Consider the following 17,308-nt stretch of genomic DNA (forward strand, 5'->3'; position numbering starts at 1 on the left):
CCTGACGTGCTGATACCCAGCTCTAATTTTATAAAATTCTCACAAACAATATGTAGTATACAAAATAAACAAAATGAATTCAAATACAGAGTTTTGATTGATAATACCTCGCAATCAAATACTTTTATCGATGAATTTACTCTAGCTATCAAGAATTATGCAGAGAGGTAGTGATTACGAAACCATCGGCAAAATTGTCCTTAACGTATTTATCTTGGATTAAACAAAAAATTTGAAAATAAAAACAATGCCTGGACGGTTCAAAGACCTAAATCACAGGCATTGCTTCAATAAGATGCTTTATTATTTCGAGCGAACGCTTAAAGTCGCCCAGCCTTCCTCATAGCATGTCCCCAGCATTCCATGACAATTTTTCTGGCTGCGAACACGGATGTCCAAGACGGATCCAGCCCAGGCGCGACCTCTACCACGTCGAAGCCTATGACCGGAAGTTCAAACAACCCTTCCAAAAGGTCCAGGAGCTCTCTGGCCGTCAGGCCGCCCAGCTGCGGTGTGCCCGTGCCAGGTGCATAAGCCGGGTCCAGCGCGTCTATGTCCACAGTGATGTAGATGGCTTCCAGGTGGGCGAGCGCCGCCTTGGCTTTCTCAATCACCGCCGCGGTACCCATTTTGGAGTAATCCCGGGCACTGACCACCGGCACAGTTGTCTTCTGGATGAACTCGAGCTCCTGAGGCTCCACGGACCGGATGCCAATAAAAAACAGGTTCTCAGGCCCGGTGACGTTTTCGAGCTCCAGCGCCCGTCGCTCTGTGCAGCCGTGGGAAAGCGTGTCCCCGCCCAGCGCCTCGCAGAGGTCAAAATGCGCGTCGATGTGAATGATCCCAAAGGCTTGATCTACAGCTTTGTTGATCCCTTTAAGCACCGGAATGGTCACTGAATGGTCGCCGCCAATCATGGTAAAGAACTTTTTCTCCTTTACCAGCTCAGCAACTGCTTCTTCGACCTGGCCGAAAATCTGTTCCCTGTCGGCACCTTCAAAGTCGCCAAGGTCTTTAATCTTGAAGCCTTCCAGGGATTCGAAGCGCTCAGTTGTGGGGGCGACGGTATAAGTTATGGAACGAAGGGCGCTTGGGGCCTCCTTTGCGCCGGATCTAAAGCTGACAGAACCGTCCCAAGGGATGCCAAAGACAATGGCATCCGCCTCCTTTATGTCAAGCTTCGGCTGGTTCAAGCCGCCCCAGATTTCGGGGCTTTGGATCATGTCGTGGGTTGATTGACTTTCCATTAAATTGACCTCCTGATAGACGCGTTAACCTCGAAAGAACTTGAAGTTGACACGGCGAATTTTGAACTGTTGTATTCTTTCATTCTAACAAGAATTTTCAAGAAAGAGAACCCGGAATTGCCCGACCTTAAATTGCCATGATCTGCTTATAAAAGCCGCATCCCAATGAGATGCGGCTTTGAATGTGTAGAAAGATTTGAGGAGGGGTGCTTCTGGTGACCATCGGCAAAAAAGCTCTGTTATTTAGTGGTGATGTGTACCGTCCAGGCCGTGCCGTCCCAAGCGACGCCGGCTTTGAAGCTCTCCGCCAGGAAACGAGCGGGTACCAGCGTTCGGCCCTTGACCGTGTATGGCGGCGCGTCAAGCTTAAATGGGATGTTGTTGACGTAAGCGGTGCTGCTGCCCAGAACCATGGTGACCACCGTATCCCCTTTGGTCGCCGTAACTGTCTGGGTGAGTGGATCCCAGCCAACTTCGGCACCGAGAGCTTCCAGAATGGCCCGGAGCGGCAGCATAGTCCTGCCATTTTGAATGACAGGCGGAACCTCAACCGTTAATAGCTCGTAATCGATAAAGACTCTGATTTCTTTTTGTGTTGGAACCGGCCCAGGAATCCAGTCATAAACATAATCATAGATGCGATAGGCTTCACTGGTTTTCACCATGACCCGGTAAATGTAGCCGTCATTTCTGCCCACATCCTGATTTCTTGGCATGACTTGAGCGGTCACCTGACCATAAGTTTTGTCCCCTGCAGCCGGTCCGGCATAGAGCTCAAGGTGAGCGTAACCCACTTCGGTGAAATAGCCTGTACTTAAGTCTCCGGGCTTGTAGATTTTTTCGTAGGACCATAAGCTGATGCCCGAGTAGAGGCTGGTAGTGTTAAAGAGCTGCGAGCCGGAAAAGCTCATACCGAATTTCTGACCGGGGATCAGATGCGCTGGCGGTGCTGAGAATTTGAACATGCCTTTGTACAGTGACAGCCCCAAGTCCCCAGTGGCGCCCTCAGCCACCGCGCCTTCAAGCTCAGCCAAACCGAGCATATTGGAAGGCTCACGCTCAAGAACCGTGAAGTAGACGAGGTTGGGCACTTCACCGAGCACGAGAGTTTCAGTCGGTTCAGGATCGATAAACCCGGCCGAGTATACCCCTGATATATACGGGCGCTGACTTATGTATTCGTGCTCCTCAAAGTTTAAGTCGGACAGACGCCAGTAGCCTTCTGCCCACGCGAGGGATGGAGCTGTAAGCGTCATCAACAGGAGGGTCGACAGCAAGAATGAGGTCAATAGGAGGTTAGTAGACTCGTGACACTTTTGCCTGAATTTCCACATAGGGCTTCCTCCTTACACATATGAAATTTTTGTTGGATAGGATATTAATACCCGCAAAAATATTCGCTAAGTCAAGTTTTTATGTACTCCCCATACTGATAAAAGTGCTTTAGCCGATGGTTGCAAAAACACACAATTTCCAGTATAATCATTATAGAACATATGTTCTTTCGTGAGCAAGACTCAAATTTTCAGAATAGTCTCAAGCTCTGGTCCAAAATTTGAGTGAGTGACAGGCACTCAAGTTGAATGAGTGACAGGCACCAACTTCAAGCGAGTGCCTGTCACCCACCTATAACAAAGGAGGTCCACCCATGGAATGGCAAAAAAAGCTCGAAATTCTTGCAGACAGCGCGAAATACGACGTTTCGTGCTCCTCCAGCGGAACCTCCAGAGGAAAAAGCCAAGGGATGCTGGGAACGGCCGCAGCGGCGGGAATCTGCCACAGCTGGTCGGATGACGGACGCTGCATCTCCCTGCTAAAAATCCTGATGACCAACGTTTGCGTCTATGACTGCGCCTACTGCGTCAACCGGATCTCCAGTGATGTGCCTCGAGCCACACTGTCACCCACGGAGATCGTCGATTTGACCCTCAACTTCTACCGAAGGAACTACATCGAGGGGCTATTCCTCAGCAGTGCGGTCCTGGTAAGCCCGGACCACACTATGGAGCGAATGGTGGAGGTCGTCAAGCGGCTCAGAACCGAAGGAAAATTCAACGGTTACATCCATCTGAAAGCCATACCCGGCGCGGATCCCCGCCTGATCGCGGAGGCCGGGCGATACGCAGACAGGATGAGTCTCAATATAGAACTGCCCACCAAGAGAAGCCTGAAGCTGCTGGCTCCGGAAAAGAACCCGGAAACCATCACGGCCCCTATGGCCCAGATCCGCAACACCATCCTGGAGACGCGTTCTGACCAAAACAAATTCAAGAAAGCGCCTTCTTTCGTCCCGGCGGGGCAGACGACGCAAATGATCGTGGGCGCGACGGGGGAAACAGATCACCTTCTGCTGAACCTCACCGAGAAGCTCTATCAACGCTACGCACTGAAGCGCGTCTACTTCTCCGCCTATGTCCCGGTGGTCCAGAACCACCCGGTTCTGCCCGGCCAGGTGGAACACCCCATGCTCAGGGAGCACCGTCTCTACCAGGCAGACTGGCTGCTGAGATTTTACGGCTATACGGCTGGCGAGCTGCTGGATGAGCTCAACCCTCAGTTGGACCTCGAGCTGGACCCAAAATGTCAGTGGGCGCTGCGGCATCCCGAGCAGTTTCCGGTGGAAATCAACAAAGCGGACCTGATGACACTGCTTAGAGTTCCCGGCATAGGCCCGGTTTCAGCCAGACGCATCCTCAAGTCCAGACGCTTCAGCGCCCTCAGGCCTGAGGACCTCAAGGGGCTGGGCGTCGTCATGAAGCGCGCCAAATATTTCATTCAATGCAGCGGCAAAAAAATTGAAACCTTAAACTTCGAGACGCGGATCCTCAGACCCCTGTTGGTGAGCGAGGAGCCCTTAAAGCTGCAGGTCCCCTCTTCCCAGCTGTCCTTCTTCGACCTGAATCCCGGTCTCTGGATTCCACCCTCCAAGGAGTTGATGCTCAGATGATGCAGCTCTTTCTCTATGATGGCAGCTTTGAGGGGTTGATGTGCGCCATCGCCTCCGCCTACAGAATCCAGGGTGATGTGGCAATACAAAAAAATGATGACCCCGCCCCCCTATTGCTCGCGCATGTTCAGGACGTCCAAACGGACAGCGCCCAAGCGAGCAAGGTGATCGAAGCCATTGTTCAAAAACTTGGAATGGAGACTTTTAAGCGGGTCTCCTACGCCTATTTCAGTGAAATCCCTGAGATCGGTACCGACATACTTCATTTTTTACGATACGCCTTCAAAACCGGACCCTCCGCGGTCGAGCATCTGGCCCATCCCGCAGTCAAACCTGTCTTCAAAGCCTCCTGGCGTGTGACGCGGGAAGTCCACCTCATGACGGGGCTTCTCCGCTTCTCCGAAACCAAATCAGGGATCTATTACGGCTGCTTTGAACCCACTTACGACATCACGACGCTGTTGGCACCCCACTTCGCCAGTCGCCTCAGCGATCAGACCTGGGTTCTGCATGACGTCAGACGGCACCTCGCCGCCTTTTACGACCAGAAAAACTGGTGGCTGGCAGAGCTGGAGCCCACGATTCAATCCTACTCAGATGAAGAGGAATTCTACAGGACGCTGTGGCAGTCGTATTTCAAGCACATCGCCATAGAAAGCCGCAGGAGCACAGAGCGTCAGCGACAGCATATGCCAAAGAAGTACTGGAAATATTTGATTGAGATTAAGGGATAGCGCTCGAAGGTGACCATCGGCAAAAGCAAGAGCAACAGCGTTTAGCCGATGGCTGTTAAACGCACCTCTTCCTCCCAGATTCACCGCGGTTGCAGCCTTCACGCTCTTGAAAACGCGATCATGTGACCATCCGGATCCAGACCATAGGCGACTTCCTCGCCCCAGTCCATGGTTTTGAGGGGCTGGATCAGCTTGCCGCCCGCAGCTTCGAACAGAACAAGGCACCCCTCCGGATCCTCATGCTTCAGGCAGATCTCGCAAGCCGGCATACAGCCCTCAGGGCGGTGTCTCACAGCGAGATTGAGCGTACGTACAATCCCCTTCAGCGGCACCAGTCCGAGCTTGAAATTGCGCATCAGTTGAAATTCAACGAGCCCTGGCGCATCGAGAATAGGGCTTTGATCGAGCACCGTCTTATAAAACTGCTTGGAAGTATCGAGATTCTCAACGTAGAAAACCGTTTTTATGGAGATCGGCTCAGAAAGGCAGGAAGGCTGGTTTTCAAGGACCATAAAGTTCTCCTGAACTAGATCCGAATCCATCTTCTCATTCTGATCGTAATGCATGTTCATAAATCGTTCCTCCCTAGGTCTGGTGAATTAAGCTGTCATGGCCGCGAGAAGTTCGGCGACAAATTGGAACTTTTACGTCTCTTTTGTCATTCTTTTGTCACAATTTCATTATACAGCTTACACCTTAAATTAAACTGAAGATTCGGAAATTTGTGCTGATTTATTAACAATTCTATCTTCATGATTAATCTTCCATCTGTTCCATCCAGTGGTTCGGTTCAGATGTTGATATTAACTCGTGCAGATTCCCGCCAATCCACTCAAAATGCTCGCTCTGCCTTGTTGTCAGAGTCGCCCCGTGCTATAATCGCTTCGATAGCAATAAGGAGCTGGTGAGAATGATTCGCGACACATTGAATCGCCTATGGAACAAGTTAACAAACTGGATCCGGCGGGATCTCGTCCTGTCCATTTCACTTGGAGCAGCCGCACTGCTGAGTCTTATAAAACTGCCAACCCCAGTTGATCTGGATTTCAAGGTGCTGATCACGCTGTTTAATTTGATGATTGTTCTTAAAGCTTTCGAACAGCTGAACCTCCTGGATGCCATTGCCATCCGGCTGCTCAGACAGCTTGGTTCAGAGCGGCGAGTCGCACTGGGTGTCGTCGGCCTCAGCTTTTTCAGTGCCATGCTCATTACAAATGACGTGGCGCTCCTTACCCTGGTGCCCATTGCGCTTATCGTTGGCCACCGGGGCCATTACCCTGTGATTCGTACCGTGGTGCTCGCGACTTTGGCGGCGAACATCGGCAGCAGCCTGACGCCTATGGGCAACCCGCAGAACCTCTTCATACTGACGCGTTACGCCCTCTCGGCGGGCAACTTCTTTTCAGTGGTGGCACCTTTTGCCGGCTTCGGAGGCGCGTGGCTCATTTGGCTGTCCACCAGACTGCCGTCGCGACAGCTGTCCATCGACCTCAAGATCCCGGATCATCCGCACCCACTGCAGCTGCTGCCATGGGTCTTATCCTTCGGGGTCATTATCCTTTCCGTCTTCGGACTAATCAGCGATCTGACGACCCTGGGCCTGGTGCTTGCCGTCACCCTGCTCGTCCGCCCAAAACTCCTCATAGCCGTTGACTATGGGCTCTTGGCCACCTTCGTAGGCTTCTTCATCATAGTGGCAAGACTTTCGGAGATCCCCGCTGTTATAGCACTGATGCAGTCTCTCCTCAGTACCCCTGTCACCGTTTATTTCAGCAGTGTGCTGTTCAGCCAGGTCATCTCCAACGTGCCGGCCGCCATCCTCCTGTCTGAATTTACGGAGGACTGGGCGCCGCTGCTTCTGGGTGTCAACGTTGGGGGCATGGGAACTCTAATCGCTTCCCTGGCCAGCGTGATTTCCTACAGGCTGTTTTTGAAGGATCATCCCGGCGAAGCCAAGCCTTATCTAAAGTCCTTTATCCTCTACAATGCCGCCGGATTGCTGGTGTTTGGACTATTAGGCGCCGCTTTGGTCTATTTTGGTTTTGGGGATTAAAACCCATTGAGTTACATGTGAGATGAAACTTGGTGTCTGACACCGAGTTACACGTGAGATGAAACTTGGTGTCTGACACCGAGTTACACGCAGCCATCAGCCAAAACAAATTTCTTAAGGTGTATTACACCAAAAAGAAAAGCCCATGCCGCCTCAGCAGGTTAAGGTCTGCAGCTGCGCCCATGGGCTTTTCTTTGGGTCTATTTGTTTAGAAATTGGTGACAGATTAAGTTTATGCTGCGTCTTTCACGTTGCTGGCTTTGCCTGCAGCGATTCTGCGGGCAGATCTGACGAGCATAATGACAAGCAACAGAATGCCGACATAACCATTGATGACGTAAATAATATTGACGAGTCTGTCAAAAGGAACGTTAAGACCAACGAATACACCAATGACTGCGAGGAGGCCAGTAATGATAATGAATTTCTGCGTCTTTTCTTCTGCTATTCTCGCGACGACTGACCAGAGAAGCGGTACTGAAGTCGTGTAAATGCCTGCAATGACTGTCAGAGAGAAAATGATCGCAAGTGTCGGGTGGATGTTACCGGCCAAAATCAAAGATGGAACCATGGTACCTGCAACCAGCTCGACGTTGGCCATAAGACCAAGGGCCATAATAATGACCGCCAGTGAGAAGCCTATAGCACCAAAGATTGCGCCCAAACTGGCTTCTTTCCTGCTCTTTGCAGCAGAACCCATAGAGGCCATAAACGCGGCCAACCACAGCATGCAGAATCCAACATAGGATAAAGCTGCATAGACCCAGTTGCTGGAAGCTTTCAAGAGATTCATCGTTGGAATGATTTCAGAAGCTTTTGCAAGACCGCCCGGGTTTTGGAAGATGGCTGTTAATCCAAGACCAATCGCCATAACTGTAATTACCGGACCAATTTTACCAATGACATCAACGATGCCTTTCAAACCGAAAACGACAGTCCCGAAAGCTAAGATACCCATTCCTATGCCGCCGACGTAGATTGGAAGACCATACTGTTGATTCAGAGTCGCACCCGCTCCGCCGATCATTACAATGAAAGACATATAAATGAAAGCAATAGAGAAGTAATCATAAAACTTGCCTATGTATGGGCCGCACATGTACTCATAGATCTCACTGCCCTTATGAAACTTTTTATCAAATCCTGTTGTAATAAAGCTGACTCCCACATAGAGAAACAAGAGAAAGACGACGACTGCGCCCAAGATCCCTTTGAACCCATAGGCAGTGAAATACTGCATGATTTCTTGCCCGGTAGCGAAGCCCGATCCAATCAAGAACGCGATAAACGCGCCCGCGTAGATGACAATCGTTTTATAGCTGAGTTTTTCCTCTGACATATAATTCGCCTCCTATACCCCGAAAGTGTGAAGTGCTGCTGAGGAGCCTGCTGATGATCACCATCGGCAAACCCTCAGCTGCACTTCACAATTATATCGGTGGGTTCACTTTTCTAGTCAAAAATCGTTATATCTTCAACAGGCGTACCGAGTGCCTTGACTGCGCGCTCAACAAGGTCTCTTCTGAGCGCTTCTTCGCCAGGACCTGCAATGCTAGGATTGCCGACCGGGTGAGGAATTGCGATTGTAGGGACAATTCTGTTCGCGCCTACCGCTTGTGAAATTGTGGTGATGGTGGACATGTGAACTATAGGAATGCCATAGCGTTCGATTTCTTTAACCATCGTTGCACCGCAACGAGTACAGGTGCCTCACGTCGAGGTGAGGATAACGCCGTCCACGCCGGCCGCTTTGAGTTCTGCGCCGATTTCTTTACCAAAAGTTAAAGAGTTTCCAACCGATGTTCCTGTACCAGTTGTGGTGTAGAAGTAGTCGTAGACCTTGCCTATGACGCCTTCCTTTTCAAGGGTTTTCATGACATCCAGCGGCGCGACGCGGTCCGGAGTCTCATTCGCGTACACAGGGTCATAGCCGCCGTGGATCGTGTAATAGGCGCCTTTGAGGGCTGCCGCTGCTGAGACGTCATATTTACCCCACTTCTGAGCACTTGCGGATTGAATTCTGTCAGGGTTGCCAAACGGTACGATCCCGCCGCTGGTAACGAGGGCGATCGTAGCTTTGGAAAGATCTTTGATAGCAAGGGCAGGATCAACGCGGTCGAATTGCGGCATAGGAAGCTCTGTCTCGAACGCTTCATTGTTGAGGCGGGCGAGGAGCATTTCAACTGCTCTCTTGGAACCGCGCTTGTCTGAGAAGACAGTAAGACGGCGTCCTTGAGGAATGTAGCCTTCTACTTCAGGCGCACCGAGCTCTTCGCCTTTAGCAAGCTTACGGGCAATTTTCGCCATAGTAGGCAGCGCTGTTCTCATACCGGCTGCTGAGTCAGGTGTGCTGACAACGATCACCTTGCTGACGCAAGTATCGAGGCCCGGGTTTTCGATATACATCCCTGAAAGAGTTGGAATACCAAGCTCTTCAGTGACTTTGGCAGCAATTTCGCCGCAAGCCATGCCATAGCGACCAGCGTTGAACGCTGGACCGGTGACGACCAAATCAGGCTTTGCTGCTTTAATGGTATCCATGATGAAAGCAAACGCTTCCTTGTTGTGCTCATTGAAGTAGTTGTCGCCGCAGACCAAGGTGCCTACGACTGTGCCTTCGCCTTCAAGCAAAGCTTCAAAGCCGGCTGCAGGGCCGATTTTCTCTTCTTTATAGAATGGCTCGATGCCGGCTTTTTCTTCGCCGCCAACCTGGCCAAAGAATTGGTTGACATAGTAAAGTACTTTGAATGGATTCGACATTTGACTTCCTCCTCTCGCGTTTTAGTAAAGCTTAACGGTGCAGTTGTGGTATCCAATTTCAGAGGTTGCGCCAATAACGGCGTTGAGCTCGCACTTAATGGAGCCGTCCTCGGAAAGGGATCCATCCCAGCCGCCAGCAAGCGTCGAGATTGCTTTAGCGCTGCCAATAACTTTGTCTGCAGGCTCCAGGGTGACGACGTGGCTGACGTTGCCGGCGGATACGACGGCAACCGCTTCTTTTGTCGTGTCTGCGAGAGGCTGTGACATGCCGTCCCAACCGGAGCACTCGTCTGTGATGAGGACTGTTTTGACGCCGGCTTTTTCAAGGCGCTTACAAATCATAAGGAGGTCGGAGTCCGGGTTGCCGTAACCTTCCTCGGAAACGATGACACCATCCGCACCCATCATTGTGCAAAGCTTAGCGGTGTAGTCGCAGGTTCTGAACTTGCCTTCAAGGGTGGTCAGCTCAGGAGTGAGGATGACGCCGAGGAAGTTGATGGTTTTGCCGTGCTCCGCATAGAGGTCGAGGATCGCGGAGTTGTTTTGGTGCTGGTAAGTCGTGATTTTATCGCAAGCCGCGACGCAATTGCCACTGATGACAGCGCCGTCAAGCTCTTCATTCGGATGGATGAGCGTCGGAAGAATCTTCTGGCTGTTGACGCCGTAGATGTAACCGTCATGGAGCAGACCTTGGGAGATCAGCATTTCGACGTAGAGGACTTTAGGTAAATTAGGGTATTTTGCGGACTCTTCTGCATGGTTGCCCATTTCAAAGACTTCGACGTTGGTTGGCTCAGCATAACGGCCAGCTTCACCTATGACTTCAGCTGCTTTAAGACCAGCGAGTCTGACAGTTTCCTCATGAACGTGAGGCTCAAGCCCCTCGACAGGAATGATGTCCACAACGATGTTAAACGTTTTGGAGAACGGCGTCCATTTAGCGCCCTCGCCCCACATGTCGACAACGCCTTCCTGGAAACCGACGATGTCGCCAATAGTTACTACTGCAGCGCCGTCAAGAACGTTGACTTTGCCGTCGCCAAGGGGAACCATTTTGCCTGTGACACCAGGGAAGCCCTTGCCTTCGCCTTCGATCTTGACACGTGGCTCAATGCAGTCCTTGACAGGAATGATTCTGGTCTTTTCGCCCGGCTTCGCCAGGTCGATTTTGATTTCCTTGACTCTGTGGTCTTCCATGAGTTTTGCGACGACTTGATCCTTGTTGATGGTCAGAACGCCACCGTTGACTTCCATTTTGTCACCGAATACTACATCTTTGATCTGGATTTTTCTAAGCTCGAGTTTCAAGAAATTCACCTCCGGTAAATTTTGAATGAGTTGGGCATTTCATATCTTCATAAGCTTGTATAGAAGCTTCTAGAAGCGCTTTGTCGACTACGGCGTAGTCGTTCGCGTGTTGGGGCTCTGAATTGCGGCGCTGAGTCAGGGTGCGGTAGTTCAGGATGCTCTGTTCAATGAGTAAAATTTGATCTGCATTCATGGCTTGGCGCTCTGTACCGACGAGAATAGAACGGTAGGGCGAGAGCAGCATTCGGATGCTGGCACCGAGCGGACTGTCGATCAGCTCGACGCCGGAATGGACCAAGTCTCTGACTTTGACCAAAACGTCCTCGTAAGTGCCATCAATAAAAATGACGTTTTTATAACTGTCCCTCACCGAGGGATTGTTGGTGACGATGCGATAGGACAAGGTGCTTTCCTCCTCTTTTGATCAGGGGATAATTTGTGCATCTTTAAGATTTCTTGTTTGGATTTTAATTATATTTTATAGAAATACTTTGTGTATTCGTAATGTACCATAAAAATTCTGAATAGTCAAATGATTGTCAATGTTTATGTTTTTGTATCAAAACAATATATTGTTAATTCCTAAATTTCCCTATGCTTGATTCTACTCATGTTCAGCCTGTTTTACTTTAAAAGCAAAAAAAATAAACACCTGTTGCCCTTCTTTATAGGAAGGGAAGCAGATGTATAATCTCAACAGTACTTTGTGAGGTTTTTGACGTTTACAGCATCTCTTTTTTGATTTTTTCTACAAATTGATCAATATGCAGTCTGGCACTGCGCTCTGCTTTTTCAACATCCTGTTCTTTCAAGGCTTCCAGCAGTTCACCCAGGGTGTCTGTGAATATGTTGATGCTGTCGATATACTGCTCGGAATAGTGCCACATTCTCTCAGTCTGCATATGCAGTTTGGAGAGAATCTCTGCCAGTGCGGGGTTGCCGCTGCTTTCCAGGATAGTTTTGTGAAAGATTTCATCATCATCAATGGCCTTTTGGTAGTCATCAGGGATCCTGTAGTTTTGCAGGCGTCCCATGATTTCCTCGAGCTTGGCGATTTGATGTGGCTGAATACGTTCCACTGCCAGTCGTGCCGCGAAGGGATCAAGCTGCCGCGTCACCTCAAAGATTGATTTCATCTTTCTGAAGTCAACCGAAGTCACCTGGGCGCCATAACGCGGGATGATGTTGAGCAGGTTGTCCGCGTTCAGCTGCTGGAATATCTTGCGGATAGGCGTGCGGCTGACGTTGAACTCTTCTGCCAACTCTTCCTCGTTTAGGACAAGACCTGGCTCATACTCGAGATGGACAACTCTATTCTTCAAAATTTCGTAGATCTCTTCGGTTTTATAGGACTTCTCCATAGGCGTTTCCTTTCAAGCGGATTTGAGTGCTTTGAGCGTCTGAAAAACACTGTGTATTTCACTCAAACTTAATTATACGCAATTTAGGAAGCGGACGCAAATAATTTTGTTTGGTTGTTGAGTTGGGTGTTTACTTGGCGACGCGGACGGTAACACACACGCAACAATTCCAATCCAAATTGTTTATTATTGAGCCTGTTCAAATATCTTTCCCAACCATCCCCGCCCTTTTAAAGTTTTAGCCCAGCTTTTTCAAAGCCCAATTGCCATGCTTTCAGTTTGTCCTCAAAGGATACCGCATGCGCAGGGCTTGTAGATGGCAGCTGGATTAAGCTCAGTTCAAACCCAGTCACAGAGTTGAGTACATACTTTTCATAGAGTTGATAAGCTTTTGCGCCATTAAAAATAATTGTGTGTATACAGGGATGCGCAGCAAAAAACGGCTCAAATTCATTCACCACGACCTCCCGAATCGCTGAGTCCGCACTCCCTTCACGTCTGCAGGAATCCACCACATCCCACAGCGCAATCCCGTGTGCCAGCAGAATGCGCCTCCGCGCCAAATAATCTTCCGGACAAGGCTCGTTAAACAGACGGCAAATCAGCATCCAAAACTGGTTTCTTGGGTGGGCATAATACCTCTGCCTTTCCAACGACTCCTGGCTTGGCATCGACCCAAGGATCAGGACTCGGGCGTCAGGTGCCTCAATTGGCGAAAAAGCTCTCAGCCGTTCATTATCAGGACTCATGGGCTCACCTCATACGATTTGATAAAGATCAAAGTCGATCCCGCTTCACAAATTAATTATGGATAATGAATTAATACCCAAACTTTCACCCTTCTGAGAAGGTTTAACACATGTTTACAGCGTATATTGGGTAACTATTACATGAACCAGCAACTCATCAAGTTTTAAACAACCGGCTCAATCAGATTTACAGCCAGTTCAAAGGCTGTTGTTTTGCCGATGGTCAACGCCACCAACACCCATCCCCATCCCGAAACTCAACCGCGTCACCAAATAAAACAATATAAAAGCGAGGCTGCGAAAATGATACAAACGAACAATGACAACCAGCGGGTCGTCCTGATTACCGGCGGCGGTCAAGGTATTGGAAGGGCACTCGTCCTTCACTTCCTCAAACTTGGCTATGCCGTTGCTGCCATGGAAATAGACAGAGAAGCCAACGAAGAGCTCCGCACCATTACCCGAAATCAAGGTGTTTGCCTCGTCCTCGAAAGCGATGTCAGCAGCGAAAGCGATATTTCAAACGCCATCTCACAAACGATCCAAGTCTTCAGGCGTCTGGACGCTGTCATTCATAACGCCGCCGTCACGGCAAATCAACCCGTGGAGACCCTTTCCCTCGAAGCTTGGAATCACGTCCTAGCCGTCAACCTGACAGCGGGATTCCTCCTGGCAAAGCACGCCGCCCCCCACCTGAGGCAGTCAGAAGGCGGCGGCTCAATGGTCCTTCTCGCTTCTACCAGAGCCTTGATGTCTGAGGCCAATACTGAAGCCTATTCCGCGTCAAAGGGCGGCATAGTCGCCCTTACCCACGCTCTTGCCGTCAGTCTAGGGCCTGAAATCCGCGTCAACTGCATCAGCCCTGGATGGATCGAGACGCGGGACTGGCAAAAAGCCTCAAAAGCAACCCCCCCGGTGCACAGCGAGGAAGACAAGTCCCAACATCCTGTTGGGCGGGTCGGTGTTCCTGAAGACATCGCCAGAACCGCGGCGTTTCTGATCGATCCGGGCAGCGGATTCATCACAGGCGAGAATGTCGTCGTGGACGGGGGCATGACCAAAAAGATGATCTATGTGGAGTGACACTTCCAAAAAAGCCCGGCGCGGGCGGTTGAGACGCTTCTCAACCGCCCGCGCCGGGCTTTCCATTTTTGAAGGCGCAAAATCATAAAACCCTCAAAATTTCAAAAGTCACTAAATAACACTCCAACAAAAACATGCATTCACTTACTTTCGCCCATACTTTACATCTCGACGCCTTCTCTGCCGTTTCCGGTCTCAAACGCCTTTTTTCGCCAATCCTTCAGCAGTGTCAACAGATAAAACACTCCACCAACCAATGTCAGCAATCCCGCGGGCACTTGCCCCATCAGGACTCCGGCGCCCAGAAGCGCCACAGGCAGCACCAGTTTCGCAAGACTCATGACTACGCTGAGAACCCGGCCCTTCAGGTGCTCCGGCACGACCAGCTGAAAGTGGTACATCAGCGGCAGATCAATCCACGCAATACCAATACCGAGCAGCAGCATGCCAGGGATTAATCCCATCCAGGTAATGGACATCAGAGGCTCCGCGACTGAGGTGCCAATATTCACAAGCTGCCACTCCATAAATCCCATAAGCCCTCCGAGAACCACAAAGCTCGAGGCCAGAAGAACACCAGCCACTTTCATGGCCCGGTCAACACCCCATTTAAGCCATCCCAGTAAAATCGCCCCAAGGATCACACCCACAGGAGTTGCCCCCTGAACCACCCCAAGGACTTTCTCACCACCCTCCAGCGCGCGGTGCAGTACATACGGCAGTGGCACAGAAACGCAAAAGCCTATGAAAAAATTGATCGCCATTAATCGCCAGGCCAGTGAACGCATAACCGAGTCAGTCCAAACCGCTGACAAGCCCTCTCCAAATTCTCGTCGCAAAGTGCGCCACAGGCTCACTTTTTGCTTAGGCCCTTCTGAAATCAAATTGTGGACCGTCCTCAAACCTGAATCCATGTTGTCCGACACTAAACCTAAATCCCCACCGGGACCCTCATACCGCATCCAGCTCTCCGTCAACGCGGAAAGCAAAAAAGACACGCCGTTGATCCACAAAAATGCCTCCATCCCAATCCAGGCGTAAACTAATCCGCCAAAAACCGGCCCCGCCACCGACACCACGGACTCCACCACACGACTCGAGGCATTGAGCGACATCAGCTTCGCCTCCGTCACCAGCGCCAGCTTAGACGACTCGAGACTCACTGAAAACAGCGTCGTCAGCACCGTGGTCACCACGGCAGTCGCGTAAACCGCACCCAGTGTCAACCCGTGCACTGACGCATACAGTCCCATAGCCAAAAACCACATGCCATTCAGTGCGTCCATGCCCACCACCATCCGCTTTCGGTTGAGACGGTCGGCCAGGATGCCGGCGAGGGGCATGACCAGAACCATCGGCAAAATTCCCAGAGCCAGCGTCAGCCCAAAGGTCGCCGCGCTCCCCGTCACCGCCAGCACATACCACCCGGCCGCAAATGTATACAGCGCCGATCCGCTCTGGCTCACGGCTTTCCCCGCCAAAAATAGTCCAATGTTCCTGCGTTCCACCCAAGCGTTCATGTTGCTCCCTCCTTACCCTTATTGAACACCCGGGGTCTGACCCCATGTCAACGGGACTTTTGAACCAATTTCAGACAAAATGAAGCAAAAAATCAAAGAAGATGGCCCTAACCCCATGATTCCCGGGCAGGCCATCTTCGTTTATCCCCATTATGCCTCAAAACTGAGTTTTAGCCGATGGTCACCGCATCCCCACCCCCGCCAAACTGTTCAACGCGTTCACGATCTACGCCAGGCCTTCACCAACAGAACCTCGCTCGCCAACCACCACGACGGTCTTGACTCTCTCATCTGCTTCAAAATAGTCTTCGTAGACGCCGCCCTGACTGACTGTCTGAGTCCTGTACACCTCGTGCAGCTTATACCCCAGTGCTTTCAACCCCTCAAGCACTCCCGCCTCAGTAAACCAACTGCGCCGCGGGACTGGAATTCGGGTTTTAAGTCCAAAGCGCTCAAAGACTATATAAGAGGCAAAGAGCCTGGCGTCCTCTCGAATCAGCGGATTCACAAGGTTTGGCAAAAAACCGTCGTTATCAAAACTGTAATTGCTGCTTCCGGTAAAGTCCATAAGGACATCAAAACTGTCCGCCTTCAGCGGCAAGGCCTGAAAGTCCGCGCACAAAAGGACGATCTTTCTGGACTCAGCAGCACCTTCCAGGATCGTCTTCAAAAAGCGGTGACGCGCCGGATCGTGATCCACTGCAACATAAATCATGGAATCAAGCAGCTTATCATATACTGTCCGGAGATAGAAGCCATGACCGCTGCCAAGCTCCAGGGCAGCGCGGCATCCCGAAAAGTCCGCTCTTTCCCGCACCCAGCTGAGCCCCTCGTAGATACGGTCGAGATACGCCGGATCTGTGGAGGTGAGATAGGATTCCAGGAAGTCCGCTGGACTGTAACCTGCCTTTGATATCGCTTCCCGTGCATCATTAAACTCGAGCCGGTCATCTATCTCAGAACTCTGGCGAGATAATAGTTCCGGTACATAGACTATGCCCTCTTCGACTATAAGACCGCCGTTCTCCCCACATCCGCAGCTGCAGATGAGTGTGCCCCGGATGACTCTTCCATCACGGACATCCCCCTCGCTCAATGAGAGGCCGGCGCCACAGCAGCTGCATGCCAGCAACGGCAACGCCTCCAGAGGAAGACCTACAGTATGCCTAAGGTCATCACAATTGTCCTCTGATATAGTCATCAGCGTTCGCTCCGCTTTTTCCAGGGCTGCAAGCGCCTTCTGCCGCGCCTCAATATCGAGGCGTAAAGTGTTTATACGCTGTGAAAACAGCCCGCGGTAATAGACGTCTTTCTGATAATCTGTCATGACCCCCAGGCGCTCAAACTGAAAGATCCTTTTGATCTCCGCCAGAGAGAAGCCCATGTCCTTAAGCTGTAAGATCCGCTCCAGGTCACTTTGGACGCGCGCGTCAAACCCGTAGTGTCCACCCCGTTTCTCAACCACGAGGAGGCCAAGATCCATATAGTGCCGCAGGGTATCTACTGTGACACCAGTGCGAGTTGAAAATTCACCAATTCTCAAGTT

15 protein-coding genes are annotated in these 17,308 nt (G+C 50.9%); 4 read left to right on the forward strand and 11 right to left on the reverse strand.

Translation table 11 applies throughout. The features are described 5' to 3' along the window. Positions 1–320: 320 nt before the first annotated feature. Positions 321–1,247 (reverse strand): agmatinase, encoded by a 927-nt coding sequence (gene speB / locus OEL90_RS02990; RefSeq protein WP_291404607.1) that lies wholly within the window; start codon positions 1,245–1,247, stop codon positions 321–323. Positions 1,248–1,486: 239 nt separating this feature from the next. Then, entirely contained in the window at positions 1,487–2,581 is a 1,095-nt protein-coding gene (locus OEL90_RS02995; RefSeq protein WP_291404606.1) for a copper amine oxidase N-terminal domain-containing protein, read from the reverse strand. A gap of 314 nt (positions 2,582–2,895) precedes the next feature. Here OEL90_RS02995 and OEL90_RS03000 point away from each other — a divergent pair, with 314 nt between their 5' ends. Both OEL90_RS03000 and OEL90_RS03005 read left to right on the forward strand, forming a co-directional pair. Continuing rightward, positions 2,896–4,194, forward strand: a complete 1,299-nt coding sequence (locus OEL90_RS03000) for a putative DNA modification/repair radical SAM protein (RefSeq protein WP_291404605.1) — start codon at positions 2,896–2,898, stop codon at positions 4,192–4,194. After that, positions 4,191–4,928 carry a TIGR03915 family putative DNA repair protein gene (locus OEL90_RS03005; protein ID WP_291404604.1) on the forward strand — a complete coding sequence of 246 codons (738 nt, stop codon included), beginning with the start codon at positions 4,191–4,193 and terminating at the stop codon, positions 4,926–4,928. Before OEL90_RS03000 ends, OEL90_RS03005 begins: the two co-directional genes overlap by 4 nt. A gap of 98 nt (positions 4,929–5,026) precedes the next feature. Here the strand turns inward: OEL90_RS03005 and OEL90_RS03010 are convergent, their stop codons facing one another. Continuing rightward, the gene (locus tag OEL90_RS03010; RefSeq protein WP_291404603.1) at positions 5,027–5,500 is read right to left on the reverse strand and encodes a hypothetical protein; all 474 of its coding nucleotides are present in this window, start codon (positions 5,498–5,500) and stop codon (positions 5,027–5,029) included. A gap of 338 nt (positions 5,501–5,838) precedes the next feature. Here OEL90_RS03010 and OEL90_RS03015 point away from each other — a divergent pair, with 338 nt between their 5' ends. Then, entirely contained in the window at positions 5,839–6,981 is a 1,143-nt protein-coding gene (locus OEL90_RS03015) for an SLC13 family permease (RefSeq protein WP_291404602.1), read from the forward strand. 232 nt (positions 6,982–7,213) lie between these two features. Here the strand turns inward: OEL90_RS03015 and OEL90_RS03020 are convergent, their stop codons facing one another. The 6 genes from OEL90_RS03020 to OEL90_RS03045 all read right to left on the reverse strand — a co-directional run bounded on the left by OEL90_RS03020 (position 7,214) and on the right by OEL90_RS03045 (position 13,159). After that, positions 7,214–8,320, reverse strand: a complete 1,107-nt coding sequence (locus tag OEL90_RS03020; protein ID WP_291404601.1) for a hypothetical protein — start codon at positions 8,318–8,320, stop codon at positions 7,214–7,216. Positions 8,321–8,433: 113 nt separating this feature from the next. Then, positions 8,434–9,741: a glycine/betaine/sarcosine/D-proline family reductase selenoprotein B gene (locus OEL90_RS03025; protein WP_291404600.1), complete on the reverse strand. Its 1,308-nt coding sequence runs from the start codon at positions 9,739–9,741 to the stop codon at positions 8,434–8,436. Between the two features lie 21 nt (positions 9,742–9,762). Then, on the reverse strand, positions 9,763–11,049 hold the full coding sequence (locus OEL90_RS03030; RefSeq protein WP_291404599.1) for a glycine/sarcosine/betaine reductase component B subunit: 1,287 nt from the start codon (positions 11,047–11,049) through the stop codon (positions 9,763–9,765). After that, positions 11,033–11,452: a GrdX family protein gene (locus OEL90_RS03035; protein ID WP_291404598.1), complete on the reverse strand. Its 420-nt coding sequence runs from the start codon at positions 11,450–11,452 to the stop codon at positions 11,033–11,035. Before OEL90_RS03035 ends, OEL90_RS03030 begins: the two co-directional genes overlap by 17 nt. 319 nt (positions 11,453–11,771) lie before the next feature. Then, positions 11,772–12,410, reverse strand: a complete 639-nt coding sequence (locus OEL90_RS03040; protein ID WP_291404597.1) for a GntR family transcriptional regulator — start codon at positions 12,408–12,410, stop codon at positions 11,772–11,774. A gap of 230 nt (positions 12,411–12,640) precedes the next feature. Continuing rightward, positions 12,641–13,159: a DNA-deoxyinosine glycosylase gene (locus OEL90_RS03045; RefSeq protein ID WP_291404596.1), complete on the reverse strand. Its 519-nt coding sequence runs from the start codon at positions 13,157–13,159 to the stop codon at positions 12,641–12,643. A gap of 303 nt (positions 13,160–13,462) precedes the next feature. On the opposite strand from OEL90_RS03045, the gene OEL90_RS03050 reads away from it, so the two are divergent. Next, positions 13,463–14,242, forward strand: a complete 780-nt coding sequence (locus OEL90_RS03050; RefSeq protein ID WP_291404595.1) for an SDR family oxidoreductase — start codon at positions 13,463–13,465, stop codon at positions 14,240–14,242. A gap of 161 nt (positions 14,243–14,403) precedes the next feature. Here OEL90_RS03050 and OEL90_RS03055 read toward each other — a convergent pair whose 3' ends face one another. Beyond that, complete coding sequence (locus OEL90_RS03055) at positions 14,404–15,762, reverse strand: MFS transporter (protein ID WP_291404594.1); 1,359 nt, start codon at positions 15,760–15,762, stop codon at positions 14,404–14,406. 226 nt (positions 15,763–15,988) lie between these two features. Further along, positions 15,989–17,305 carry a MerR family transcriptional regulator gene (locus OEL90_RS03060; protein ID WP_291404593.1) on the reverse strand — a complete coding sequence of 439 codons (1,317 nt, stop codon included), beginning with the start codon at positions 17,303–17,305 and terminating at the stop codon, positions 15,989–15,991. Positions 17,306–17,308: the final 3 nt, after the last annotated feature.

The sequence above is a fragment of the Acidaminobacter sp. genome (assembly GCF_030247605.1).
Classification (GTDB): Bacteria; Bacillota; Clostridia; order Peptostreptococcales; family Acidaminobacteraceae; genus Acidaminobacter.